Annotated in this window: 21 protein-coding genes; 4 read left to right on the top strand and 17 right to left on the bottom strand. The window is 61.1% G+C overall.

Translation table 11 applies throughout. The features are described 5' to 3' along the window. Positions 1 to 39: 39 nt before the first annotated feature. Positions 40 to 1,083, bottom strand: coding sequence for a GMP reductase (locus ACUTQY_RS15060; protein ID WP_015376656.1), 1,044 nt, complete (start codon positions 1,081 to 1,083; stop codon positions 40 to 42). Between the two features lie 362 nt (positions 1,084 to 1,445). Between ACUTQY_RS15060 and coaE the strand changes: the two genes are divergently transcribed. From coaE to yacG, 3 genes are read left to right on the top strand one after another with little or no spacing between them, the layout of a single operon-like run. After that, on the top strand, positions 1,446 to 2,060 hold the full coding sequence (gene coaE, locus ACUTQY_RS15055) for a dephospho-CoA kinase (protein ID WP_025301580.1): 615 nt from the start codon (positions 1,446 to 1,448) through the stop codon (positions 2,058 to 2,060). 5 nt (positions 2,061 to 2,065) lie between these two features. Continuing rightward, the gene (gene zapD / locus ACUTQY_RS15050; protein ID WP_342188230.1) at positions 2,066 to 2,818 is read left to right on the top strand and encodes a cell division protein ZapD; all 753 of its coding nucleotides are present in this window, start codon (positions 2,066 to 2,068) and stop codon (positions 2,816 to 2,818) included. 51 nt (positions 2,819 to 2,869) lie between these two features. Then, complete coding sequence (gene yacG, locus ACUTQY_RS15045; RefSeq protein WP_025301578.1) at positions 2,870 to 3,061, top strand: DNA gyrase inhibitor YacG; 192 nt, start codon at positions 2,870 to 2,872, stop codon at positions 3,059 to 3,061. Positions 3,062 to 3,100: 39 nt separating this feature from the next. Here the strand turns inward: yacG and mutT are convergent, their stop codons facing one another. The 3 genes from mutT to secM form a co-directional block, all read right to left on the bottom strand. Beyond that, on the bottom strand, positions 3,101 to 3,505 hold the full coding sequence (mutT, locus tag ACUTQY_RS15040) for an 8-oxo-dGTP diphosphatase MutT (RefSeq protein ID WP_033651668.1): 405 nt from the start codon (positions 3,503 to 3,505) through the stop codon (positions 3,101 to 3,103). Positions 3,506 to 3,585: 80 nt separating this feature from the next. Then, the gene (gene secA / locus ACUTQY_RS15035) at positions 3,586 to 6,294 is read right to left on the bottom strand and encodes a preprotein translocase subunit SecA (protein WP_042783690.1); all 2,709 of its coding nucleotides are present in this window, start codon (positions 6,292 to 6,294) and stop codon (positions 3,586 to 3,588) included. Between the two features lie 82 nt (positions 6,295 to 6,376). Then, positions 6,377 to 6,907, bottom strand: a complete 531-nt coding sequence (secM, locus tag ACUTQY_RS15030) for a secA translation cis-regulator SecM (RefSeq protein WP_033641856.1) — start codon at positions 6,905 to 6,907, stop codon at positions 6,377 to 6,379. A gap of 26 nt (positions 6,908 to 6,933) precedes the next feature. On the opposite strand from secM, the gene ACUTQY_RS15025 reads away from it, so the two are divergent. Further along, positions 6,934 to 7,449, top strand: coding sequence for a DUF721 domain-containing protein (locus tag ACUTQY_RS15025; RefSeq protein WP_004932751.1), 516 nt, complete (start codon positions 6,934 to 6,936; stop codon positions 7,447 to 7,449). 114 nt (positions 7,450 to 7,563) lie between these two features. Here ACUTQY_RS15025 and lpxC read toward each other — a convergent pair whose 3' ends face one another. The 13 genes from lpxC to ACUTQY_RS14960 all read right to left on the bottom strand — a co-directional run bounded on the left by lpxC (position 7,564) and on the right by ACUTQY_RS14960 (position 23,652). After that, complete coding sequence (gene lpxC, locus ACUTQY_RS15020; protein ID WP_004932754.1) at positions 7,564 to 8,481, bottom strand: UDP-3-O-acyl-N-acetylglucosamine deacetylase; 918 nt, start codon at positions 8,479 to 8,481, stop codon at positions 7,564 to 7,566. 103 nt (positions 8,482 to 8,584) lie between these two features. Continuing rightward, positions 8,585 to 9,739 (bottom strand): cell division protein FtsZ, encoded by a 1,155-nt coding sequence (gene ftsZ / locus ACUTQY_RS15015; RefSeq protein WP_004932757.1) that lies wholly within the window; start codon positions 9,737 to 9,739, stop codon positions 8,585 to 8,587. 74 nt (positions 9,740 to 9,813) lie between these two features. Continuing rightward, positions 9,814 to 11,070 carry a cell division protein FtsA gene (gene ftsA, locus ACUTQY_RS15010; RefSeq protein WP_004932758.1) on the bottom strand — a complete coding sequence of 419 codons (1,257 nt, stop codon included), beginning with the start codon at positions 11,068 to 11,070 and terminating at the stop codon, positions 9,814 to 9,816. Continuing rightward, positions 11,067 to 11,918 carry a cell division protein FtsQ gene (ftsQ, locus tag ACUTQY_RS15005; protein ID WP_004932761.1) on the bottom strand — a complete coding sequence of 284 codons (852 nt, stop codon included), beginning with the start codon at positions 11,916 to 11,918 and terminating at the stop codon, positions 11,067 to 11,069. The genes ftsA and ftsQ overlap by 4 nt, the downstream gene beginning before the upstream one ends. A 1-nt stretch (position 11,919) precedes the next feature. Continuing rightward, on the bottom strand, positions 11,920 to 12,840 hold the full coding sequence (locus ACUTQY_RS15000) for a D-alanine--D-alanine ligase (protein WP_033651670.1): 921 nt from the start codon (positions 12,838 to 12,840) through the stop codon (positions 11,920 to 11,922). Then, the gene (murC, locus tag ACUTQY_RS14995; RefSeq protein ID WP_025301571.1) at positions 12,833 to 14,308 is read right to left on the bottom strand and encodes a UDP-N-acetylmuramate--L-alanine ligase; all 1,476 of its coding nucleotides are present in this window, start codon (positions 14,306 to 14,308) and stop codon (positions 12,833 to 12,835) included. Before murC ends, ACUTQY_RS15000 begins: the two co-directional genes overlap by 8 nt. A gap of 83 nt (positions 14,309 to 14,391) precedes the next feature. Then, the gene (gene murG / locus ACUTQY_RS14990; protein WP_004932773.1) at positions 14,392 to 15,456 is read right to left on the bottom strand and encodes an undecaprenyldiphospho-muramoylpentapeptide beta-N-acetylglucosaminyltransferase; all 1,065 of its coding nucleotides are present in this window, start codon (positions 15,454 to 15,456) and stop codon (positions 14,392 to 14,394) included. A gap of 3 nt (positions 15,457 to 15,459) precedes the next feature. Beyond that, positions 15,460 to 16,662: a cell division protein FtsW gene (gene ftsW / locus ACUTQY_RS14985; protein WP_015376649.1), complete on the bottom strand. Its 1,203-nt coding sequence runs from the start codon at positions 16,660 to 16,662 to the stop codon at positions 15,460 to 15,462. Continuing rightward, entirely contained in the window at positions 16,659 to 17,978 is a 1,320-nt protein-coding gene (gene murD / locus ACUTQY_RS14980; RefSeq protein ID WP_046688231.1) for a UDP-N-acetylmuramoyl-L-alanine--D-glutamate ligase, read from the bottom strand. The genes ftsW and murD overlap by 4 nt, the downstream gene beginning before the upstream one ends. 2 nt (positions 17,979 to 17,980) lie before the next feature. Further along, on the bottom strand, positions 17,981 to 19,063 hold the full coding sequence (mraY, locus tag ACUTQY_RS14975; protein WP_004932782.1) for a phospho-N-acetylmuramoyl-pentapeptide-transferase: 1,083 nt from the start codon (positions 19,061 to 19,063) through the stop codon (positions 17,981 to 17,983). After that, positions 19,057 to 20,418, bottom strand: a complete 1,362-nt coding sequence (murF, locus tag ACUTQY_RS14970) for a UDP-N-acetylmuramoyl-tripeptide--D-alanyl-D-alanine ligase (protein ID WP_033641854.1) — start codon at positions 20,416 to 20,418, stop codon at positions 19,057 to 19,059. Before murF ends, mraY begins: the two co-directional genes overlap by 7 nt. Then, positions 20,415 to 21,902, bottom strand: a complete 1,488-nt coding sequence (murE, locus tag ACUTQY_RS14965; RefSeq protein ID WP_033641853.1) for a UDP-N-acetylmuramoyl-L-alanyl-D-glutamate--2,6-diaminopimelate ligase — start codon at positions 21,900 to 21,902, stop codon at positions 20,415 to 20,417. The genes murF and murE overlap by 4 nt, the downstream gene beginning before the upstream one ends. Continuing rightward, positions 21,889 to 23,652 carry a peptidoglycan glycosyltransferase FtsI gene (locus ACUTQY_RS14960; protein ID WP_004932790.1) on the bottom strand — a complete coding sequence of 588 codons (1,764 nt, stop codon included), beginning with the start codon at positions 23,650 to 23,652 and terminating at the stop codon, positions 21,889 to 21,891. Before ACUTQY_RS14960 ends, murE begins: the two co-directional genes overlap by 14 nt. Positions 23,653 to 23,691: the final 39 nt, after the last annotated feature.

The raw sequence follows: 23,691 nt of genomic DNA, 5'->3' as shown, positions 1-23,691 counted from the left end.
GGGCGCCGCGGTGCGCTGCGCCCGAATGCAAGGTGCGGCTTATTTGCTGCCGAAGACGCGGTTTTCCTGCTCCGCCACGCGGATAAAGGTGGTGCGCTTGGTCAGCTCTTTCAAACGCTCGGCGCCGACGTAGGTGCAGGCGGAACGCAGGCCGCCGAGGATATCACGCACGGTGAACTCCACCTCGCCTCGCAGCGGCAGCTTGACGGTTTTGCCTTCGGCCGCGCGATACTCCGCCACGCCGCCGACGTGGCGCTTCATCGCTGACTCGGAGCTCATGCCGTAGAACAGCATGAATTTCTCGCCGTTCTCTTCCACCACGGTGCCTTCGCACTCGTCGTGGCCGGCCAGCATACCGCCCAGCATCACGAAGTCCGCGCCGCCGCCGAAGGCTTTGGCGACATCGCCCGGCACCGAGCAGCCGCCGTCGCTGACGATTTGGCCGCCCAGCCCGTGGGCCGCATCGGCGCATTCGATCACTGCCGACAGCTGCGGATAGCCCACGCCGGTCTTCACGCGGGTGGTGCATACCGATCCCGGCCCGATGCCGACTTTAACAATGTCGGCGCCGGAGAGGATCAACTCTTCCACCATCTCGCCGGTCACGACGTTGCCGGCGCAGATGACGTGATTCGGGCAGGCTTCGCGCGCTTTCTGCAGGAAGGCGACGAAGTGTTCAGAGTAGCCGTTGGCCACGTCGATACAGATGAATTTCAGCGCCGGAGACAGGGCCAGGATCTGCTGCATTTTGGCGAAGTCGGCTTCTGAGGTGCCGGTGGACACCATCACGTGGCGCAGCACCGATTCCGGCATGCGCTGCACGAAGTCAGCCCATTGCTCGACGCTGTAATGTTTGTGTACGGCGGTGAGAACGTCGAAAGAAGCCAGGGCCTCGGCCATGCGGAAGGTGCCCACCGTGTCCATGTTGGCGGCGATAATCGGCACGCCGGACCAGCTGCAACCTGAATGCTTGAAGGTAAACTGACGTTCCAGTTCAACCTCGGAACGGCTTTTCAACGTGGAACGCTTAGGGCGGATCAACACGTCTTTAAAGCCTAACTTCAAATCTTCTTCAATACGCATGACTTATGATTTCCTGGTTAATGGCGACGGATCGCAAGGAGGATATTCGAACCTCTGCCCGACGGCTTTCCCGTGGCGCGGAAAGATGACGGCGAGATTAATGCCAGTTCCAGTGACGTTATAATACGCGCTAATAATCGCCGAACAAGACTGCGAATTCGCCTTTATTTACGCTACAATCCGACAAATTTACCTGCATAATCGCAGTGTGATTGCCCGCTCATTTCTGCCGTGCCGCTGCGCTTTTTCTCGCCGTCCAAACGGGGCCGAGGCGCAAGCGCCGCCTGCCGACTTGCACTTCTGCGCGATCGCTTTATGATTCGTCTATTATTTTTTTATGAACATCGGATGCACCTAACACCATGGCCTACATTGTTGCGTTGACCGGGGGCATAGGCAGCGGCAAAACGACCGTTGCGAACGCCTTTGCGCGCCACGGCGCAGCCATTGTCGATGCCGACGTGATCGCCCGTCAGGTCGTTGAGCCGGGCACCCCTGCTCTGGCCGCGATCGCCGAGCGATTTGGTAATGAAATGTTGCTGCCGGACGGCGCGCTCAACCGCGCTGCGCTGCGTCAGCGCATCTTCAGCCACCCCGATGATAAAACCTGGCTGAACCAACTGCTGCATCCGCTGATACACCGCGAGACCCAACGCCAACTGGCGCAGGCAGCCAGCCCGTACGCGCTGTGGGTCGTGCCGCTGCTGGTGGAAAACGGCCTGCAGGATCGCGCCGATCGGGTGCTGGTGATCGACGTCGACACCGAAACCCAGTTGGCTCGCACCATCGCGCGCGACGGCATCAGCCGCGAGCAAGCGCAGAGCATTCTCGCCGCCCAGGCCACGCGCCAGCAGCGCCTCGCCGTGGCGGATGACATTATTGACAACAGCGGCGCCGCTCAGGGGATAGAGCCACGGGTCGCCGCACTGCATCGTCGCTACCTTGAACTGGCGGCAACAGCGCCCCAACAGGATTAAACTGCATGAGTGATGTTTCCCCAACCGTTCTCTTTGAACACCCGCTGAACGAAAAAATGCGTACCTGGCTGCGCATCGAGTTTTTACTGCAACATCTGCACGGCCAGCGCGCCCTGAGCGAAACCGCCATCGCCCTTACCTTTTTCCGCACCGTCTCCGATTTGCTGGACGTACTGGAGCGCGGCGAGGTACGCACCGAACTGCTCAAAGAGCTGGAGCGTCAGCAGCAAAAACTGTTGGCCTGGGCCGATGTGCCGGGCGTGGATATGGCGCTGATCGAGCAGTTGCGCGGCCAGTTGAAGTCGCGTTCATCGGCGCTGATGGCGGCACCGCGCCTCGGTCAGGCACTGCGTGAAGACCGGCTGATCGGCCTGGTGCGCCAGCGTCTGAACATTCCCGGCGGCTGCTGCAGCTTCGATTTGCCGACCCTGCACATGTGGATGCATGCGCCGCAGCAGGATCGCGATGCCGACGTCGCCGCCTGGCTGCAGTCGCTGGATCCGCTGAACCAGGCGCTGATCATGGTGCTGGATCTGATCCGTCAGTCGGGGCCGTTCCGCAATCAAATCAGTCTGAACGGCTTTTTCCAGGACAACGCCGAAGGGGCGGACCTGCTGCGCCTGCGCCTTCATCTGGCGCCGCAGCTTTATCCGCAAATTTCCGGCCACAAGACGCGTTATGCCATTCGTTTCCTGCCGTTGGACAGCGAACATGGCATGGTGCCTGAACGCCTGACGTTCGAACTGGCCTGTTGTTGAACTCATGAAAGCAAGCCTTCTCAGCACCGCCAGAAGGCGTAAGGAACCGTTATGACGACCGTAGTGAAATGCCCAACCTGTGGCACCGGCGTGGTTTGGGGCGAAGTCAGCCCGTTCCGGCCGTTTTGCAGCAAGCGCTGCCAACTGATCGATCTTGGCGAGTGGGCCGATGAAGAGAAGCGCATTCCGAGCAACAGCGATCTGTCGGAAAGTGAGGACTGGAGCGAACTCGACGACCGCTAATCGCCGATTGAAGGCCTGGCGCACGCCAGGCCGATAGTGTTATTGGGCGGCGCCAGCCTGCGCCACCAGCAGTTGGATAATGCCGGCGTTGGCTTCCGGGAACTCGTCTTCACGCAGCTCCGCCTGTTTTACCCAGCGCATCGGCTGCCCCTCACGGCCAAACGGCTCGCCCGCCCAATGCTCCACCAGATAAAAATTCAGCGTCACGATGCGATCGCTGAAGCGATGTTCCACCACCTCCAGCAGTTCGGCCCGCTCGGCTTCGATACCGGTCTCTTCACGCAGCTCGCGGTTCAGCGCCTGTTCCGGCGTCTCACCCGGTTCGATCTTGCCGCCGGGAAACTCCCAAAATCCGGCCATGTGCGCGTCAGCGGCGCGGCGGGTAATAAAGATCTCCCGTTGAGCATTGCGGATGATGCCCACGGCGATATTCAGATGTTTCATCTCACCCTCCTGATGGGTGCCAAAAAACAGGGGCTCAGCAAGCTGAACCCCTGGGTATTATCGGTCAACCGCGGCCGGCATTACTGCAGGCGGCCGTGGCACTGCTTGTATTTCTTGCCGGAACCGCATGGGCAAGGATCGTTGCGGCCCACTTTGCGCTCGGCGGTCGCCGGCGCGTTCGGATCTTCGGTCACCAGCGCGTTCTCGTCGTGGTGGCTCAGCTGTTGCTGCTGCGCCAGACGCTCGGCCTCTTCACGGCGCTGCTGTTCCAGCGCTTCCACCTCTTCCGGCATCCGCACCTGTACCTTGCTCAGCACACTGATCACTTCATATTTCAGCGATTCCAGCATGGTGGCGAACATGTTGAAGGATTCGCGCTTGTACTCCTGCTTCGGATCCTTCTGCGCATAGCCGCGCAGGTGGATGCCCTGACGCAGGTAGTCCATCGCCGCCAGGTGCTCTTTCCACAGGGAATCCAGCGTCTGCAGCATCACGCCCTTCTCGAAGTTGCGCATCATTTCGCTGCCGACCACTTCTTCCTTACGCAGGTACTGCTCTTTGGCGTTCTCCAGAATACGTTCGCGCAGCGTCTCTTCGTGCAGCTCCGGCTCTTTGTCCAGCCACTGGGCGATCGGCATCTCCAGATCGAAGTCGTTCTTCAGGCGCTCTTCCAGCCCCTGAATATCCCACTCTTCTTCCAGCGACTGCGGCGTGATGTAGTTGTCGATGGTGCTCTTGAACACGTCCTCGCGGATGCTGGCGATGGTTTCGCTCACGTCGGACACGTCCAGCAACTCGTTGCGCTGGCTGTAGATGGCGCGGCGCTGATCGTTGGCGACGTCGTCGTATTCCAGCAGTTGCTTACGGATATCGAAGTTGCGGCTTTCCACTTTGCGCTGCGCGTTGGCGATCGCCTTGGTCACCCACGGGTGCTCAATGGCTTCGCCTTCTTTCATGCCCAGTTTACGCATCATGCCGGACACGCGATCCGAGGCGAAGATACGCATCAGGGCATCTTCCATCGACAGGTAGAAGCGGGATGAACCGGCGTCGCCCTGACGACCGGAACGGCCGCGCAGCTGGTTATCGATACGGCGCGATTCATGGCGCTCGGTGCCGATGATATGCAGGCCGCCCGCCGCCAGCACCGCGTCGTGGCGCTCTTTCCAGGCGGCTTTGATGGCTTCGATCTGCTCTTCGGTCGGTTCTTCCAGCAGCGCCACTTCGGCCTGCCAGCTGCCGCCCAGCACGATATCGGTACCACGACCCGCCATGTTGGTGGCGATGGTCACCGCACCGCTCTGGCCGGCCTGGGCGACGATGTCCGCTTCCATGGCGTGGAATTTGGCGTTCAACACCTTGTGGTCGATGCCCGCTTTGGTCAGCTCTCGGGACACCACTTCGGATTTCTCAATCGAGATGGTCCCCACCAGCACCGGCTGGCCTTTGGCGGTACGCTCGCGGATGTCTTCAATGATGGCGCCGATCTTCTCTTTCTCGGTCATGTACACCAGATCCGGCATATCCTTACGGATCATCGGACGGTTGGTTGGCACCACGATCGTGTCCAGCTTGTAGATCGAGCTGAATTCGAAGGCTTCGGTATCGGCGGTACCGGTCATCCCGGCCAGCTTCTCATACAGACGGAAGTAGTTCTGGAAGGTGATAGAAGCCAGCGTCTGGTTCTCGTTCTGGATCTCCACGCCTTCTTTGGCTTCCACCGCCTGGTGCAGACCGTCGGACCAGCGGCGGCCCTGCATGGTACGGCCGGTGTGCTCATCGACGATGATCACTTCGCCGTCTTTCACGATGTAGTCCACGTCGCGGGTGAACAGCACGTGAGCGCGCAGCGCGGCGGTAACGTGGTGCATCAGCATGATGTTGGTCGGCGAGTACAGCGATTCGCCTTCATCCATGATGCCGGCTTCCACCAGCATCTCTTCGATCAGGATCAGGCCGCGTTCGGTCAGGTGTACCTGACGCGCCTTCTCGTCCACCGAGAAGTGCCCTTCACCTTTGAAGGTGTCGGAGTCTTCTTTTTCCTGGCGGATCAGTTTAGGGATCAGCTTGTTGACCTTGATGTACATCTCGGAGCTGTCTTCTGCCGGGCCGGAGATGATCAGCGGCGTACGCGCTTCATCGATCAGGATGGAGTCCACCTCATCCACCAGCGCATAGTGAAGTTTGCGCTGCACGCGCTCTTCCGGGCTGAACGCCATGTTGTCGCGCAGGTAGTCGAAGCCGTACTCGTTGTTGGTGCCGTAGGTGATGTCGGCAGCGTAAGCTTCGCGCTTGGCCGGCGCCGGCATGCCCGGCAGGTTGATGCCGATGCTCAGACCGAGGAACTCGAACAGCGGACGGTTGTTTTCGGCGTCGCGCTGCGCCAGATAGTCGTTGACGGTCACGACGTGCACGCCGCGGCCGCTCAGGGCGTTCAGATAAGCCGGCAGCGTCGCGGTCAGGGTTTTACCTTCACCGGTGCGCATCTCGGCGATGCAGCGGTCGTTCAGTACCATGCCGCCCAGCAGCTGCACGTCGAAGTGACGCATGCCGAACACGCGCTTGCTCGCCTCACGCACCACGGCGAAGGCCTCCGGGATCAGGCTTTCCAGCGATTCGCCTTTCTCCAGGCGCGCGCGGAATTCGTTGGTTTTCGCTTTCAACTCGTCATCGGACAGCTTTTCCATGTCCGGTTCCATGCGGTTGATCTGCTCAACCACTTTGCGCATGCGGCGCAGGGTACGATCGTTACGGCTGCCAAAAACTTTGGTTAATAATTTCACTAACATGATGTTTGATATCTCTGTCATGACCGCCGAGCGCGGCAGTCAACTTGCTATTATTTATGGTTTTTGTGCCCAAAGGGCGAGATCAGACGAGGGCGACGGGCCCGGCGCGAATGCCCTGCACCTGCGCCACCCACAGGCCGGTCTGGTGCCGCGCCAGCGTTGGCAGCACCTCAAGGTGGGTGTGGCGAATGATGGTCGGCGGCTTCGGCTCGTGCGTCAGCAGCGCGTTGAGAGTAGAAAGCAGCGCCAGTTGCGCTACCTGCAAAGGGGGTTCCGCTTCGGCTTCGCTCTCCTGCACACGCGCATAAACCGCCTGCGGCGCCAGCGCGAAAGAGAGGTGACGAATGACGGTGCGCAGCGCATGTTGCTGCCAATAATCTACGCTGAAGGTAGGACGGCGATGCGCGTCCTGCAGCAGGGCCAGGCTGTTGAAGGTGCCGTTGGCCGAATTTTGCCGGTTAAGACTGGACGATGTGCTCGGCAATGCGGCCTGATCGGGTGCGCCGGACAAATTGGAAGGCGCGCCAAGCGTGGCCGCAACCATCCCTAACAGGAGATGGGGCCAGAAATAACGTCTGCCAAATTGTCGCCAACGATTTAGAATACCGATCACGAGTTTATAATCCGCCGGAGCCCATTATGCGCGATAGCCGTCCACAATTATTAGATGTCCTGTTCGACGACGCGTCTGCCGGCAGCAAAGGGCCGCTGCATAACGTCCAGCAACGCGCGGTGGCGCTGCTCAAGCTTAACCGTGCAGTGAAGGGCCTGTTGCCCGCTCCCCTGCATCCCTGGTGCCGCGTCGCGAATTTCCGACAGGGTATTTTAGTGCTCGAAACGGCAAATGCCAGTTGGATGATGCGCTTGCGCTACGAACAACCCGCTTTGCTGTCTGCACTACGAGCGCAAATTCTACCATCATTGTCGTCGATCGACATCAGGATTAATCCGGCCTTGATGGCGAAAGGCAGCAACCAGGTGCAAAACGCCGAAAAAGCGCCGGAAAAACCCGTGCCGATGCGGCATTTGAGTCTGGAGAGTGCGGAAGAGCTGAGGGGATTAGCGAGCCGTAGCCCAGAGAAACTGCGCAAGATATTGGAACGGCTGGCTGCATTGGCCGGAGAGGGTACCAACACAACCAGTCGTGATAAGTAATCAGCGACACGGACTGCAAAATACCGGACAGCCGACATCACACCATCGTGAGCCTGAATTCTCAGGCTCTCAGGGGATGCGCCTGCCGTTATTCGCAGGTGAGGAATGCAGACCTTACGCCAATACGGTAGACGGTGCCTTGAATGCCAATGGCATTTCGGCTTCGTCCTGGAAGGTCACGTATTCCCACGCTTCCTGCTTGGCCAGCACGGCCTGCAGCAGTTTGTTGTTCAGCGCGTGGCCAGACTTGAACGCGGTGAACGCGCCAATGATGTTGTGGCCGCACATGAACAGGTCGCCGATGGCGTCCAGCATTTTGTGACGTACGAATTCGTCTTCGAAACGCAGACCGTCTTCGTTCAGCACGCGGTAGTCGTCTACCACGATGGCGCAGTCGAAGCTGCCGCCCAAGGCCAGGCCGCGGGACTGCAGGTATTCGATATCACGCATGAACCCGAAGGTGCGCGCGCGGCTGATTTGACGCACGAACGACTCAGCCGAGAAATCAAGACGATAGCGCTGAGAGCTGGCGTCGATGGCCGGGTGGTTGAAGTCGATGGTGAAGTCCAGGCGGAACCCGTTATGCGGGGACAGCTCGGCCCACTTATCGCCATCTTCAACGCGTACGGTCTCTTTCAGACGCAGGAATTTCTTCGCCGAGTTCAGTTCTTCGATGCCGGCATCCAGCAGCAAGAACACGAACGGACTGGCGCTGCCGTCCATGATTGGGATTTCAGCGGCGTCGACTTCGATGACGATGTTGTCGATGCCCAGCCCAGCCAGCGCGGCGTTAAGATGCTCAACGGTCGAAATACGCACGTCATGCTCATTCACCAGGCAAGTACAGAGCATGGTATCACGCACGGATTTTGCATCAGCCGGAAAATCAACCGGTGGATTCAAGTCAGTGCGACGATAGATGACCCCGGTATTAGCCGGCGCTGGGCGCATTGTCAGCGTGACTTTCTTGCCGGTATGCAAACCGACGCCAGTCGCCTGAACAATACGTTTTAATGTCCTTTGTTTGATCATCGTTTTATCTCGCAATGTTATCCATCCTACCAGCCAAGCATACAGCATGGCTGGCGGGACAGTTTAGCACAAAGAGCGGAGATTCCAAATTCTCAGGATATTCTTAGTCTGCCTGTTTACGCAGGAAGGCTGGAATATCAAGATAGTCGGGCTCTTTATTCGGCTGCGCAGCTTGGTCGTTGACCACCTTCGCGGCAGGTTTCACTTCCTGCGGCAGAGGCGACATGCCGTGCTGCTGATAACGGTGATCCATCACCGGCTGGCTGGCCTGCTTATTGGTCACCAGGGTGATTTCAGGACGCTTGTCCATACCGATACCGGTTGCAACCACGGTTACGCGCAGTTCGTCGTTCATTTCCGGATCCAGCGAGGTACCGATAACCACGGTGGCGTTGTCGGAAGCGAACGCACGGATGGTGTTACCCACGGTTTCGAACTCATCCAGACGCAGGTCGAAGCCGGCGGTGATGTTGACCAGTACGCCGCGCGCGCCGGACAGGTCGATGTCTTCCAGCAGTGGGCTGGAGATCGCCATTTCGGCCGCTTCTTCGGCGCGGTCTTCACCGCAAGCCACGCCGGAACCCATCATCGCGTAGCCCATTTCGGACATCACGGTGCGCACGTCGGCGAAGTCGACGTTCATCAGGCCCGGACGGGTGATCAGCTCGGCGATACCCTGCACCGCGCCTTTCAGCACGTCGTTGGCCGCGCCGAACGCGTCCAGCAGGGAGATGCCGCGCCCCAGAACTTTCAACAGCTTGTCGTTCGGGATGGTGATCAGTGAGTCCACGTGTTTGGACAGTTCAGCGATACCCTGCTCCGCGAATGCCATGCGCTTTTTGCCTTCGAAGTTGAAAGGCTTGGTCACCACGGCCACGGTCAGAATACCCAAATCTTTAGCCACTTCAGCCACCACTGGCGCCGCACCGGTACCGGTGCCGCCGCCCATGCCGGCTGCGATGAAGACCATGTCTGCGCCGTCCAGCGCTGCGCGCAGGGCTTCGCGGTCTTCTTCCGCTGAATTGCGACCCACTTCCGGGTTCGCGCCCGCACCCAGACCTTTGGTAATACCGCTACCAATCTGGATGGTTTGGCCAACCGCCGTTTTGCGGAGCGCCTGGGCGTCCGTGTTCACAGCGAAGAATTCAACACCTTCGATGCGCTCGCGCACCATGTGTTCAACGGCGTTGCCACCGCCGCCGCCGACGCCGATGACTTTAATCACCGCGTCATTGGTTAGTTCCATTGGTTCAAACATAGTTTCTCTCCGTTTTGTGCCTGTCGCTGCGAGATCATAAAAAGATTACTCAGCATGATCTCTTTGTTGAAACATTAAAACTCTTTTCTCAGCCAGCTATTGATGCGTTTAAACCAATTGCCCACCGAGGCGCGTTTTTCTACTTCTGTCTCACCGCTCAGGTGAGACTCTTTTCCATAGTGCAGCAGACCTACCGCCGTCGAGTAGTAAGGCTCCTGCGCATAATCCGTCAGACCCGTGATGTTCAAGGGTTGGCCGATGCGTACCTGGGTGTGGAACACCCGTTGCGCACAGGCTGCCAGGCCATCAATCTGGGCGGCGCCACCGGTCAGCACGATACCGGCCGCCAGATGATGCTTCACCCCTTGCTGACGCAGTTGCTCCTGCAATTGCAAAATTTCATCGTTAACCAGATTCAACAGTTCGGTGTAGCGTGGCTCAATGACTTCAGCCAGCGTCTGTCTTTGCAGACTGCGCGGAGGACGTCCCCCGACGCTAGGCACCTCTACATTCTCATCCTTGCTAACAATCGACCCAAGCGCACAACCGTGTCGAACTTTAATCGCTTCCGCGTCGGTCGGCGGCGTGCCGAAGGCGTAAGCGATATCGCTGGTGACCACGTTCCCGGCGTAAGGGATCACTTTGGTATGGCGCAGCGCACCGCCGGTGTACACCGCCATATCCATGGTGCCGCCGCCGATATCCACCACGCAAACGCCGAGTTCGCGTTCATCTTCGGTCAGCACCGCGTAGCTCGCGGCCAGACCGGCGAAAATAAGTTGGTCAACTTTCAGGCCGCAACGTTCCACGGCCTTGACGATGTTCTTCGCCATATCGTTATGGCAGGTAATCAGATGCACCTTGGCCTGCATGCGCACGCCGGACAGCCCAACCGGGTTTTTGATGCCTTCCTGATAATCGATGGCGTATTCCTGAGGAATCACGTGCAGGATGCGGTGTTCGTCACGCACGCGCACCGATTTGGCGGTGTGCACCACGTTCTCCACGTCGTCCTGCGTCACTTCCTCTTCTGAGATAGGCACCATGCCGATTTCGTTCTGGCAGCTGATGTGTTTGCCCGACAGCGCCAGGTACACCGACGAGATCTGGCAGTCCGCCATCAGCTCGGCCTGATCGATGGCGCGCTGTACGCACTTCACCACCGACTCCAGGTCGTTTACGCCGCCCTTATCCATGCCGCGAGACGGGCAACTGCCCACCCCGATAATGTTGACCATGCCATCGGGCAGAACTTCCCCTACCAACGCGGAGACTTTTGCAGTACCGATCTCCAGTCCAACTACCAGTTTTCTGTCCGTCGACTTGATCATTGTTGTTTTGCCTGTGCCTGATTCTGTTGCTGATTACTGTTTTGCTGACCGCCAAGCGCCTGCGGATCGACCAACACCGGAGCCCACCCTACCGAAGCGCCGGACTCGTAGCGCAGATCGACATAGCTGACACGCTTGCTCTCCGCCTGGCCCTGCTGCTGCAATACCGGGTAAAGCTCGATAAACCGCTGCAAACGCCCGTTGCGGTCATCGCGCCCCAGCTCAAGCCGGACATCGTTGTCCAGCGCCAGCTGCCAGGAATGGCGCGCGGTCATCGCCGCCATTTTCAGCGTATATTTGCTGGCCGCCAACGTGGCGCTCATCGCCCGATAGCCTTCCAGCACATCCTGCTCGCTCCCTTCCGGCCCGTAGAGCAGCGGCAACTTCTGCTTGCCCGCCCGCTCCGCCGGCACGCTGAACGCTTTGCCCTCGGCGTCCACCATGTGCAAATCGTTCCAGCGCGCCACCGGGACATACTCCACCAGATGGATCTTCAGCTCATCCGGCCATTGTTTGCGCACGCTGGCCTGCTTGATCCACGGCAGACGTTCGATCTGCTGCTGGATAACGTCCACATCCTGCGTCATAAAGGTGCCGGGCGCGCCCAGCGCCAGGATCGCCTGACGAATATCATCGTTGGTGGTGTAATGGCGTTCGCCGGTCACCACCAGCCTTGAGAGCGGCAGGCGACTGGCGTCTTTCATCCAGCCAAGCACCGCCCAACCGCTCCACACGACCGTTCCCAACACCATCAGCAGGAAAATCATTCCCGCCAACTGGGTTCCATTGCTGCGGCGCGGGCCGTTATCCACCTCGCGATCGCGCGCATTCAGGGCAGCTTGCGACATATCAGTCGGCCAACTCCAAAATTCTCGCCACTAGCTGCGAGAAGCTTAATCCAAACTGGCGCGCCGCCATCGGCACCAGGCTATGACTGGTCATGCCCGGAGAGGTATTCACCTCAAGCAGATAGAAGCTGCCATCGCTGTCTTGCATCACATCGACGCGGCCCCAGCCGCTGCAGTCCAGACCGCGGTAGGCGCGCAGCGCCAACGCCGCCATCTCGGCTTCCTGCTCGGCGCTCAAACCGCTCGGGCAGAAGTACTGCGTGTCGTCCGAAATGTACTTGGCCTGATAGTCGTAAAACACGCCGGCCGGCTGGATACGAATAGACGGCAGCACCTGGTCGCCCAGCATCGCCACGGTGTATTCCGGGCCGCTCAACCACTTCTCCACCAGCACATCGTCGTCATGGCGGAAGGCTTCTTCCAACGCCGCTGCCAACGCCGCGCTTTCGGTGACCTTGCTCATGCCAACGCTGGAGCCTTCACGGCTCGGCTTGACGATCACCGGCAGACCGAGATCCGCCACGCGCGCCAGCAGCGCCGCTTTTTCGGCGCCGAGATACAGCTGGCGATTCAGCGCCACGTAAGGCGCCACCGGCAAGCCCATCGATTGCCACACCATCTTGGTGCGCCATTTGTCCATGGTCAGCGCCGAGGCCATCACGCCGCTGCCGGTATAAGGCAACTCGAGAAACTCCAGCAGCCCCTGCAGGGTGCCGTCCTCGCCGCCGCGGCCGTGCAGCGCGATAAACACTTTGGTGAACCCCTGCTCTTTCAGCTGGGTCACCGGGAAATCGCGGGTATCGACGCCGTGCGCATCGATACCGGCTTCGCGCAACCCGGCCAGCACCGCGGCGCCGGACTGCAGAGAAACGTCACGTTCAGCGGAGGTGCCGCCCAGCAGAACTGCAACTTTATCAGCCATGGTGCTCCTCCTCTTTCTTCGGCGGCTGCAGTTTCAGCTCGGCCAGTTTACGGGCGATTTTGCCCACGTTGCCGGCGCCTTGCACCAGCACCAGGTCTTCATCCTGCAGCAGCTGCGCCAGGGTTTCCGGCACGGTATCGGCATCGGAAACCAGGATCGGATCCAGCTTGCCGCGGCTGCGGATGGTGCGGCACAGCGAGCGGCTGTCCGCGCCCGGGATCGGCGCTTCGCCGGCGGCGTACACGTCGAGCATCAGCAGCACATCCACCTGCGACAGCACGTTGGCGAAATCGTCGTACAGATCGCGGGTACGCGTGTAGCGGTGCGGCTGGAAGATCATCACCAGACGCTTGTCCGGCCAACCGGCGCGCGCCGCCTTCAGCGTGGCGTCCACTTCGGTCGGATGGTGGCCGTAATCGTCCACCAGCATCGCGCTGCCCGCTTTGCCGTTGACCGGCTCCAGCGGAAACTCGCCGAGGAAATCGAAGCGGCGCCCGGTGCCCTGGAAGCCCGCCAGCGCGCGCAGGATATCTTCGTCGTCGATGCCTTCTTCGGTCGCTACCGCCACCGCCGCCGCTGCGTTCAACGCATTGTGGCGGCCCGGCGCGTTCAGCGTTACCGTCAGCAACGGTTTGTCCTGACGGCTCAGAGTAAAGTGCCCCTGCGGCCCAATCTGCCGGTAGTCTTCGATGCGCACATCGGCATCTTCACTGAAGCCGTAGGTGGTGATATGACGACCCACGCGCGGCAGCAGCTCACGCACCACCGGATCGTCGATGCACATCACCGCGCGACCGTAGAACGGCAAGTTGTGCAAGAAATTGATAAACGTCTGCTTCAGGTTCTCGAAGTCGCCCTGGTAGGTGTCCATGTGGTCGGCTTCGATGTTGGTGACCACGGCCACCATCGGCTGCAGATGCAGGAACGACGCATCGCTCTCATCCGCTTCCGCGATCAGATAACGGCTGGACCCCAATCGTGCGTGGGTGCCCGCCGCCTTCACCAGCCCGCCGTTAACGAAGGTCGGGTCCAGGCGGGCTTCGGCGTAAATGCTCGAGACCATCGCCGTGGTGGTGGTTTTGCCGTGCGTGCCGGCGATAGCGATGCCGTGGCGAAAACGCATCAGCTCCGCCAGCATTTCAGCGCGGCGGATCACCGGGATGCGCGCTTCACGGGCGGCGACGATCTCCGGGTTGTCGGCGGAGATGGCGGTAGACACCACCACCACGCTCGCATCCAGCACGTTTTCCGGACGGTGATTGAAATAAATCGTCGCCCCGAGCGCGCTCAACTGCTGGGTCACCGGATTTGGCGCCAGGTCGGAGCCGCTGATCTGATACCCTTCGTTTGCCAACACTTCGGCGATACCACCCATGCCGGCGCCACCGATGCCGACAAAGTGAATGTGCCGGACGCGACGCATCTCGGGCACGATAGTACGTAGTTTCGCCAGTTGTTGTGTATTCATCACTCTCTCTAATCCGGATCCGGTATCCCGGCCTACATCACATTGCTTTTATTCAGGTTCGGCGCGCCGAACCCCTGCACTCGTTACTTGGCGAGCCGCACCAGCTCCGCCGCCACGCGCTCGGTGGCGTCCGGAATGGCGACCGCGCGCGCTTTCTCGGCCATGGCCAGCAGCGTCTTGCGATCCCAGCTCGCCAGCAGTTCGGCCACCACATCGGCGTTGAACTGCGGCTGTTCGATAATCTTCGCCGCGCCGGCTTCTTCCAGCGGGCGTGCGTTCCAGTACTGTTGACGATCCTTGTGCATGAACGGCACGAAAATCGCCGGCAGCCCCGCCGCCGCGATTTCGCTGACGGTCAACGCGCCGGAGCGGCAGACCACTACGTCGGCCCAGGCATAGGCGGCGGCCATGTCGTCGATGAACTCGGTCACCTTGTGCTGTGTCTGCCCTACCCTCTCGTAGTCGCGCAGCACCGTTTCCAGCGCGCCCTTGCCAACCTGATGCCAGAGCGTAATTCTATCGCCCAAACGCGCCGCGACTTCAGGAACTGTCTGATTCAGCACGCGGGCGCCCTGACTTCCGCCAATCACCAGCACGCGGATCGGGCCTTCGCGCCCTTGCAACCGCTCCGCCGGCAACGGCAGCGCCAACACGTCGGTGCGCACCGGGTTGCCCACCACCTCGGCGTTCGGGAATGCGCCGGGGAAGGCCTGCATCACTTTGGCGGCGATGCGCGCCAGCCAGCGGTTGGTCAAGCCGGCAATGCCGTTCTGCTCGTGCAGCACCACCGGGATGCCGCACTGCCAGGCCGCCAGGCCGCCGGGGCCGGAAACGTAACCGCCCATCCCCAGCACCACATCCGGCTGATAGCTGCGCATGATGGCTTTCGCCTGCCGCACCGCCTGCCAGATCCGCAGCGGCGCCGTCAACTGGGCCTTCAGGCCCTTGCCGCGCAGGCCAGAGATGCGGATAAAATCAATCTCGATCCCGTGCTTCGGCACCAGATCGGCTTCCATTCGGTCTGCGGTTCCGAGCCAGCGCACCTGCCAGCCCTGCGCCATCAGATGATGCGCGACCGCCAGCCCCGGGAACACGTGCCCGCCAGTACCGCCTGCCATCACCATTAAACGCTTAGGTTTCCCGCTCATCCCTTACCTCTTCACAAACGCCTGAGCCTTGGTCAGGCGCGTTTCATAATCAATTCGCAGCAACAGCACGATCGCCGTCGACATAATCAGCAAGCTCGAGCCGCCGTAACTGATCAGCGGCAGCGTCAGACCTTTGGTCGGCAACATGCCCGCGGCGGCGCCGACGTTAACCAGCGCCTGGAAGCTGAACCACACGCCGATCGCGCAGGCCAGGAAGCCGGAGAAGCGTTGGTCGATCTCCAGCGCGCGGCGCCCGATGGACATCGCGCGAAAAGCGACGAAGAATACCATTAACAGGGCTAAAACCACACCGATATAGCCCAGTTCTTCACCCAAAATGGAGAAGATGAAGTCGGTGTGCGCTTCCGGCAAATACTCCAGTTTCTGCACCGAGTTGCCGAGCCCCTGCCCCCAGAACTCGCCGCGGCCGAATGCCATCAGCGACTGGGTCAACTGGTAGCCGCTGCCGAACGGGTCGGCCCACGGGTTCCAGAACGAGGTCACGCGGCGCATACGGTACGGTTCCGCGATAATCAGCAGCACCACGGCGAACACGCCGGAGCCGATGATCGCCAGGAACTGCCACATTTTCGCGCCGGCCAGGAACAGCATCGCCAGCGTGGTGATGAACAGCACCACCACGGTGCCGAGATCCGGCTGCGCCAGCAGCAGCACCGCCAGCACCACCATGACACCCATCGGCTTACAGAAGCCCCAGAAGTTGCTGCGCACCTCTTCCACCTTGCGCACCAGATAGCTCGCCAGGTAGCAGAACAGCGACAGCTTGGACAGCTCCGCCGGCTGAATACGCAGCGGGCCGAGCGCGATCCAGCGCGAGGCCCCGTTCACCGAGCTCCCCACCACCAGGACGATCAGCAGCATCACGATCGACATCAGCAGCATCACGTTGCTGTAGCGCTGCCAAACTTCCATCGGGATGCGCAGCGTCACCAGCGACAGGCCGAACGCCAGGCCGAGGTACAGCGCATCGCGTTTGGCGAACAGGAACGGATCGTCCGCCAGGCGTTGGCCGATCGGCATCGACGCCGAGGTCACCATCACGAAGCCGATGATCGCCAACCCGAAGGTCAGCCACAGCAGGGTGCGATCGTACAGCACCATGTTGACCGCGTCGTTGTCGCGCGCGCCGGTCACCCAGTCTTTCAGCCGTTCTGTCAGCCCGAAGTTCGGCAAGCGTAGTTTCATCCGCCAAGCTCCTGCGCCAGGCGGGCGAACTCATCGCCGCGCACTTCAAAATTACGGAACTGATCGAGACTGGCGCAGGCCGGCGACAACAGCACCATATCGCCGGGCTGTACGCGGCCGGCGATGGTGCGCATCGCCTGCTCCATGGTCTCGGTCAGCGTCGCCACTTCCGGCCGCAGCTGCGCCAGCTGGGCGCCGTCGCGGCCAAAGCAATACAGCCGCACGTTGTCGCCCTGCAGATAGCGCGCCAGCGGCGAGAAATCGGCGGACTTGCCGTCGCCGCCCAGCAGCAGATGCAGCGTGCCGTCCACCTGCAGGCCGTTCAGTGCCGCTTCGGTGCTGCCGACGTTGGTGGCTTTGGAATCGTTGATCCAACGCACGCCGTTGTGCTCCCAGGCCAGCTGGAAGCGGTGCGCCAGGCCGGTGAAGGTGGTCAACGCCTTCAGGCTGGAGGCACGCGGGATATTGACCGCATCCGCCAACGCCAGCGCCGCCAGGGCGTTGGTGTAGTTGTGGCGGCCGGTCAGCTTCATCTCGCGCGTGTTCAGCACCTTCTCACCGCGCACCCGCAGCCAGGTTTCGCCCTGCTGACGGTTCAGGTGATAGTCGCCCACGTCCGCCCCGAAGCTAACGCAGCGTTCGTCGGCGCCGCGCACCGGCATGGTCAGCGCATCGTCCGCGTTCACCACGCACACCGCGGCGTTTTCATACACGCGCAGCTTGGCGCCGCGATACTGCTGCAGGCCGAACGGATAGCGATCCATATGATCTTCGGTCACGTTCAGGATGGTCGCCGCCGCCGCCCGCAGGCTATACGTCGTTTCCAGCTGGAAGCTGGACAGCTCCAGCACGTAAAGCTGACATTCCTGGCGCAACAGGCTCAGCGCCGGCAGGCCGATATTGCCGCCCACGCCCACCGCCCAACCGGCGGCTTTCGCCATCTCGCCCACCAGGGTGGTGACGGTGCTCTTGCCGTTGGAGCCGGTAATCGCCACGATCGGCGCCTGCGCCTCGCGGCAGAACAGTTCGACGTCGCCGACGATTTCCACGCCGGCGTCAGCCGCGGCGCTCAACGCCGGGGTCGCCAGCGCGACGCCCGGGCTGGCGACGATGAGATCCGCCGCCAGCAGCCAGTCCTGGTTCAAATCGCCCAGATGGCGCTCCACGCTTTCAGGCAGTTTGTCCAACCCTGGCGGCGCGATACGGGTATCCATCACGCGCGGCGTCACGCCGCGTGACATGAAGAAATCGACACAGGACAGGCCGGTGAGGCCCAACCCGATGATGACGACTTTTCTACCCTGATAGTCTGCCATGATTAACGCACCTTCAGCGTTGCCAGGCCAATCAGCACCAGCATCAGCGAAATGATCCAGAAGCGCACGATCACGCGCGGCTCCGGCCAGCCTTTCAATTCATAGTGGTGGTGAATCGGCGCCATGCGGAAAATGCGTTGTCCGCGCAGCTTGAACGATCCCACCTGCAGGATCACCGACAGCGTCTCTACCACGAATACGCCGCCCATGATCACCAACAAAAACTCCTGGCGCAGCAGCACCGCGATGGTGCCCAGCGCGCCGCCCAGCGCCAGCGAACCGACGTCGCCCATAAACACCTGCGCCGGGTAGGTGTTGAACCACAGGAAGCCGAGGCCGGCGCCGACGATGGCGGTGCAGACGATCACCAACTCACCGGCATGACGCAGATACGGAATATGCAGGTAGTTGGCGAAGTTCATGTTACCGGTCGCCCAGGCCACCAGCGCGAAACCGGCCGCCACGAATACCGTCGGCATAATCGCCAGGCCGTCCAGACCGTCGGTCAGGTTGACCGCGTTGCTGGTGCCGACGATGACGAAATAGGCCAGCAGGATGTACAGCAAGCCCAACTGCGGCATCACGTCCTTAAAGAACGGCACAACCAGCTCGGTGGCTGGCGTGTCTTTTCCTACGGCGTACATGGCGAATGCGACAATCAGCGCAATCACCGACTGCCAGAAATACTTCCAGCGGGCGATCAGCCCTTTGGTGTCCTTACGCACCACCTTGCGGTAGTCATCGACGAAACCGACGATGCCGTAACCCACCAGCACAAACAGCACACACCAGACATACGGGTTGGACGGGTAGGCCCACATCAGCACCGAAATGGTGATGGAGGTCAGGATCATGATGCCGCCCATGGTCGGCGTGCCGCGCTTGCTGAAGTGCGACTCGGGGCCGTCGTTACGCACCACCTGGCCGAAGGACATTTCTTGCAGACGCTTGATCACCCGCGGGCCCATCCACAGCGACAGGAACAGCGCGGTCAGCAGGCTGACAATGGCTCGGAACGTCAGATAAGAAAAGACGTTGAAGCCTGAGTAATACTTGACCAAATGCTCGGCCAGCCAAACTAACATGGTGCTTTCTCCTGTAACGCGCGTACTACCTGCTCCATTGCGGCACTACGTGAACCTTTGATTAACACGGTGATGACCGCATGTTCCGACAGTAATTCCGCCACGCGCGCGATCACTGCTGTCTTGTCCTGATAATGTTCGCCGTTGCCGGAAGCCTCGCTCAGCACGCGGCTCAACCCGCCGACGCTGATCACTTTATCGACCCCGGCCTGGCGGGCGGCTTCACCCACCTGACGGTGGCACTCTTCCGCTTCTGCGCCCAGCTCGGCCATATCGCCGACCACCATCACGCGGTAGCCCGGCATCTCCGCCAGCACCTGCGCCGCCGCAGTCATCGACCCGACGTTGGCGTTGTAGCTGTCGTCCAGCAGCAGCTTGCCTTCGGCCAGCGCCACCGGGAACAAACGCCCCGGCACCGCCTGCAATTGTTTCAACCCCTGACGCACCGCTTCGAGGGTGGCGCCCACCGACATCGCCAGCGCCGTGGCCGCCAGCGCGTTGGCCACGTTGTGGCGCCCCGGCAGCGGCAGCGCGATCTCGGCGGTGCCGAACGGGCTGTGCAGCGTAAACTGCGTACCTGCGCCGTTCACCCGCACGTCGTGCGCGAAGAAGTCCACGCCTTCGGCCGCCTGCGGCGAGAAGCGCCAGACGGTTTTGCCGCCCAGCATGCTCTGCCAGTGCGGCCAGTCGTTGTTATCGGCGTTGATGATCGCCACGCCGTCGGCCGGCAGGCCGGTAAAGATTTCACCTTTCGCCTGGGCGACGCCGGCCAGCGAGCCGAAGCCTTCCAGGTGCGCCGCCGCCAGGTTGTTCACCAAAGCGGTCTGCGGACGCGTCAATGCGGTGGTGTAAGCAATTTCGCCAATGTGGTTAGCGCCCAGCTCTATCACGGCAAAATCATGCTGCGGCTCCAGACGCAACAGCGTCAACGGCACGCCGATGTCGTTATTGAAGTTGCCGGCGGTATACAGCACTTCGCCGCATTCACGCAGAATGGCGGCGGTCATTTCTTTCACCGATGTCTTGCCCGAGGAGCCGGTCAGCGCCACCACGCGCGCCGGCACCTGCTGACGCACCCAGGCGCCAAGCTGCCCCAGCGCCAGACGGGTGTCTTTCACCACCAGCTGCGGCACGTCCACCAATAAGCGCTTACTGACCAGCAACGCCCCGGCGCCTGCGGCTATGGCATCCGCCGCGAAGTCGTGAGCGTCGAAACGCTCGCCTTTCAGCGCCACAAACAGGCAACCGGCGGTCACCTTGCGGGTGTCTGTCGTCACCTCGACAATTTGGCAATCGGCGCCGATCGGTTCAGCGCTCAATACCTCAGCCAGTGTCTGAAGAGAGACAGGGATCATGCCAGCACCCCCAGCAGTCGGGCGACCGTCGTGCGGTCGGAGTAATCCAGGCGGCGGTTGCCCACCAGCTGATAATCTTCGTGGCCTTTGCCCGCCACCAACACCACATCCTGCTCCTGCGCCTGCATGATGGCGCTGGTCACCGCTTCGGCGCGGCCGTGGATCACCAGCGCCTGCCCGGCATCCAGCAATCCGGTCAGGATATCGTTGATAATCGCGCGCGGCTCTTCGGTACGCGGGTTGTCATCGGTGATCACCACGCGATCGGCGAACTGCTCGGCGATGCCGCCCATCAGCGGACGCTTGCCCTTGTCGCGATCGCCGCCGCAGCCGAAGACGCACCACAGCTGCCCCTGGCAGTGCAGGCGCGCCGCTTCCAGCGCTTTCTCCAGCGCATCCGGCGTGTGGGCGTAATCCACCACGACCGTCGGTTTGCCCGGCGCGTTAAACACTTCCATGCGGCCGCAGACCGGCTGCAGACGGTTGCCGGTTTCCACCAGCGCCTCCAGCGGGTAGCCCAGCGACAGCAGCGTCGCCAATGCCAACAGCAGATTGCTGACGTTGAAAGCGCCCATCAGGCGGCTTTCGATCTCGCCGTCGCCCCAGCTGGAGCTGAACCGAACCGTGGCACCGTTGTCGTGATAATCGACCGCCGTGGTTTTCAGCCAGCGGCCGTGACAGCCCGGCTGCAGGTTGCCCTGCATCGTCACCGCCACCGCATCCGGCAGCTTGCTCAGCCAGCGCTGGCCGACTTCATCGTCGGCGTTGATGATCGCCTGCCCCACATTGTGGGCGGCGAACAGCGACCATTTGGCCGCTTCGTAATTGGCCATGTCACCGTGGTAATCCAGGTGATCGCGGCTCAGGTTGGTGAAGACCGCGGCAGCGAACGGCAGCGCCGCCACCCGGTGTTGCACCAAACCGTGGGATGAGACTTCCATCGCGGCAAAGGTCGCGCCCTGTTCCGCCAAGTCGTTTAATACGTGTTGAACATCCACCGCAGAACCGGTGGTATTCTCGGTCGGGCAGACCTGGCCCAGCAGACCGTTGCCGACGGTGCCCATCACCGCGCTGGTTTCGCCCAGCAGTTGGCTCCACTGCGCCAACAACTGCGTGGTGGTGGTTTTGCCGTTGGTGCCGGTCACGCCGACCAGGCGCAGACGCTCGCCCGGCTGATGGTAAAAACGCCCGGCCAGCGCGGAAAGGCGCTGGTTCAGTTGGCTCAGGTAGATCACCGGCACGCCGTGCATCTCAACGATGGCGCCGTCTTCGGCCTGACCCTCAGCTTCGGCGATCACGGCGGCGACGCCCTGCGCAATGGCCTGCGGAATATAGCGGCGTCCATCCGTTTGATGGCCGACCACGGCGACAAACAGATCCCCGGCAGCCGCCACACGGCTGTCTAATGTCATTTCCCGCAGCGCGCGCCCGGGCGCCGTCGGCACCCACGGGGCGAGTAAGTCGCGCAAATTACGATCTGCCACCTGAACCCTCTTTCTTGTTAATCACTAATTCGCTTTTGTCACCGGTGGGCAACGCGTCAGGCTCGACGTTCATGGTGCGCAATACGCCGCCCATGATGGCGCCGAACACCGGCGCGGAGATTGCGCCACCATAGTATTTCCCACCCTGCGGGTCGTTGATGACGACCACCAGGGCAAAACGGGGGTTACTTGCCGGCGCGACGCCGGCGGTATAAGCGATGTATCGGTTGACGTATTTGCCGTCCGGGCCCACTTTTTTCGCGGTACCGGTTTTGATGGCGATACGGTATCCCTTGATGGCGGCTTTCACGCCGCCGCCGCCCGGCAAGGCCACGCTTTCCATCATGTGCACCACGGTGCGCACCAGAGGTTCAGGGAAAACGCGTTCGCCGGCGACCGGAGGGTCAACCTTGGTGATCGACAATGGGCGATACACGCCCAGACTGCCGATCGTTGCATAGACTCGCGCCAACTGTAACGGAGTTACCATCAGCCCGTAGCCGAAAGAGAAGGTGGCCCTCTCTATGTCAGACCACCGTTGTTTTTTTGGGTATATGCCACTGCTTTCTCCGACCAGCCCCAAATTGGTCGCTTTTCCCAGCCCAAAACGAGAGTAAGTATCTACTAACGCTGAGGACGGCATCGCTAACGCCAGCTTTGAAACACCGACGTTACTCGACTTCTGCAAGATCCCGGTCAATGACAGCTCCGAGTACCGCGCCACGTCTTTGATCTCGTGGCCCTGAATGCGGTACGGGATGGTGTTCAGCACGCTGTTTTCTCTCACCACGCCGTTTTGCAGCGCGGTCATCACCACCATTGGCTTCACGGTTGAACCGGGTTCAAAAATATCGGTGATAGCGCGGTTACGCATGGTTTCTTTCGGCGTACCGGCCATGTTGTTCGGGTTATAAGACGGGCTGTTGGCCATCGCCAGCACTTCGCCAGTGTTCACGTCGATCAGCACCGCAGTGCCCGATTCGGCCTTGTTGAACGCCACGGCGTTGTTCAGCTCGCGATACACCAGCGCCTGCAGGCGCTCATCGACGCTCAGCACCAGGTTATGCGCCGCCTGGCTATCGACGGAGGAGATATCTTCAATCACTCGGCCAAAGCGGTCCTTGCGCACCGTTCTCTCGCCCGGTTGCCCGGTCAGCCAGCGATCGAAGCTCTTCTCGACGCCTTCGATGCCTTGCCCGTCGATGTTGGTCACGCCGATGATGTGCGACGTCACCTGCCCCGCCGGGTAGTAACGGCGCGACTCCTGCCGCAGGTAGATCCCCGGCAGCTTGAGTTTGTGGATGTAGTCGCCGATCGCCGGGTTAACCTGGCGCGCCAGATAAACGAAGCGCCCTTTCGGGTTGGCGTTGATGCGGTTGGAAAGCTGGTCCAGCGGGATGTTGAGCGCATCGGAAAGCGCTTTCCAACGGCTGTCCAGCGTGATGCCGCCGCGTTCGTTCAGCTCTTTCGGATCGGCCCACACCGCATTCACCGGCACGCTGACCGCCAACGGGCGGCCGGCGCGATCGCTGATCATGCCGCGCGCGGTCGGCACTTCCTGCACGCGCAGCGAACGCATGTCGCCTTCTTTCACCAGACGATCGGGGTTGATGACCTGCAGGTACGCGACGCGCAGCATCAGGCCAACCATCGCCAGCAAAATGCAGCCGCACAGCAACGCAAAACGCCAGCTGACAAAGCTGGCCTGATCTTCCTGGCGTCTCAACTTACCGGGGCGCGCTGCTTTCATGCGTTTCCTTTCTACTCCGTGTCATTATTCCGGTTAAAC

The sequence above is a fragment of the Serratia sp. TSA_130.1 genome (assembly GCF_052691795.1).
Note: the sequence above shows the minus strand (reverse complement) of the source record. Positions and strands in the feature narration are given on the sequence as shown.

Bases quoted from the DNA above. Each gene is read 5' to 3' on its own strand.
- ACUTQY_RS15060 (WP_015376656.1), bottom strand. From the start codon at position 1,083: ATGCGTATTGAAGAAGATTTGAAGTTAGGCTTTAAAGACGTGTTGATC.
- coaE (WP_025301580.1), top strand. From the start codon at position 1,446: ATGGCCTACATTGTTGCGTTGACCGGGGGCATAGGCAGCGGCAAAACG.
- zapD (WP_342188230.1), top strand. From the start codon at position 2,066: ATGAGTGATGTTTCCCCAACCGTTCTCTTTGAACACCCGCTGAACGAA.
- yacG (WP_025301578.1), top strand. From the start codon at position 2,870: ATGACGACCGTAGTGAAATGCCCAACCTGTGGCACCGGCGTGGTTTGG.
- mutT (WP_033651668.1), bottom strand. From the start codon at position 3,505: ATGAAACATCTGAATATCGCCGTGGGCATCATCCGCAATGCTCAACGG.
- secA (WP_042783690.1), bottom strand. From the start codon at position 6,294: ATGTTAGTGAAATTATTAACCAAAGTTTTTGGCAGCCGTAACGATCGT.
- ACUTQY_RS15025 (WP_004932751.1), top strand. From the start codon at position 6,934: ATGCGCGATAGCCGTCCACAATTATTAGATGTCCTGTTCGACGACGCG.
- lpxC (WP_004932754.1), bottom strand. From the start codon at position 8,481: ATGATCAAACAAAGGACATTAAAACGTATTGTTCAGGCGACTGGCGTC.
- ftsZ (WP_004932757.1), bottom strand. From the start codon at position 9,739: ATGTTTGAACCAATGGAACTAACCAATGACGCGGTGATTAAAGTCATC.
- ftsA (WP_004932758.1), bottom strand. From the start codon at position 11,070: ATGATCAAGTCGACGGACAGAAAACTGGTAGTTGGACTGGAGATCGGT.
- ftsQ (WP_004932761.1), bottom strand. From the start codon at position 11,918: ATGTCGCAAGCTGCCCTGAATGCGCGCGATCGCGAGGTGGATAACGGC.
- ACUTQY_RS15000 (WP_033651670.1), bottom strand. From the start codon at position 12,840: ATGGCTGATAAAGTTGCAGTTCTGCTGGGCGGCACCTCCGCTGAACGT.
- murC (WP_025301571.1), bottom strand. From the start codon at position 14,308: ATGAATACACAACAACTGGCGAAACTACGTACTATCGTGCCCGAGATG.
- murG (WP_004932773.1), bottom strand. From the start codon at position 15,456: ATGAGCGGGAAACCTAAGCGTTTAATGGTGATGGCAGGCGGTACTGGC.
- ftsW (WP_015376649.1), bottom strand. From the start codon at position 16,662: ATGAAACTACGCTTGCCGAACTTCGGGCTGACAGAACGGCTGAAAGAC.
- murD (WP_046688231.1), bottom strand. From the start codon at position 17,978: ATGGCAGACTATCAGGGTAGAAAAGTCGTCATCATCGGGTTGGGCCTC.
- mraY (WP_004932782.1), bottom strand. From the start codon at position 19,063: ATGTTAGTTTGGCTGGCCGAGCATTTGGTCAAGTATTACTCAGGCTTC.
- murF (WP_033641854.1), bottom strand. From the start codon at position 20,418: ATGATCCCTGTCTCTCTTCAGACACTGGCTGAGGTATTGAGCGCTGAA.
- ACUTQY_RS14960 (WP_004932790.1), bottom strand. From the start codon at position 23,652: ATGAAAGCAGCGCGCCCCGGTAAGTTGAGACGCCAGGAAGATCAGGCC.